Annotated in this window: 1 protein-coding gene; it reads left to right on the top strand. The window is 66.8% G+C overall.

The features are described 5' to 3' along the window. The coding region (locus F6X39_RS36160) for an ammonium transporter (protein WP_187620162.1) at positions 1 to 797 on the top strand (797 nt) is incomplete at both ends.

Raw genomic sequence — 797 nt, forward strand, 5'->3', positions numbered from 1 at the left:
GGCTACAGCCTCGCGTTCACGCCTGGCAGCTCGTTCATCGGCGGCTTCTCGCGCGTGTTCATGACGGGCATGAACTACATCAAGGGCGACAAGGCCACGACGCTGACCGTCAGCCACCTCGCGCCGACGATCCCCGAGACGGTCTACTTCGTCTACCAGATGACCTTCGCGATCATCACGCCGGCGCTGATCACCGGTGCCTTCGCGGACCGCATGAAGTTCTCGGCGATGCTGGTGTTCATGACGCTGTGGTCGATCATCGTCTACTCGCCGATCGCGCACATGGTGTGGGAGCCGAGCGGCTGGCTGGCTAGCGCGGGCATCCTCGACTTCGCGGGCGGCACGGTGGTGCACATCAACGCCGGTATCGCGGGCCTGGTCTGCTGTCTGGTGCTCGGCAAGCGCGTCGGCTATGGCAAGGAAGCGATGGCGCCGCACAACCTGACGCTCACGCTGATCGGTGGCGCGATGCTGTGGGTCGGCTGGTTCGGCTTCAACGCGGGTTCGGCCGTGGCAGCAGATGGCCGTGCCGGCTTCGCGATGTTCGCGACGCAGGTGGCGACCGCCGCGGCGGCGCTCGCGTGGATGTTCGCCGAATGGGCAGCCAAGGGCAAGCCGTCGGTGCTCGGTATCGTGTCGGGCGCGGTCGCGGGTCTGGTGGCGATTACGCCGGCGTCGGGCTTCGTCGGCACGGTCGGCGCGCTCGTGATCGGTATCGTCGCGGGTGTGGTCTGCTTCTGGGCGGCCACGTGGCTCAAGCACAAGTTCGGGTACGACGATTCGCTCGACGCGTTCGG

Source organism: Paraburkholderia sp. UCT2, assembly GCF_014397665.1.
GTDB classification, from domain to species: Bacteria; Pseudomonadota; Gammaproteobacteria; order Burkholderiales; family Burkholderiaceae; genus Paraburkholderia; species Paraburkholderia tuberum.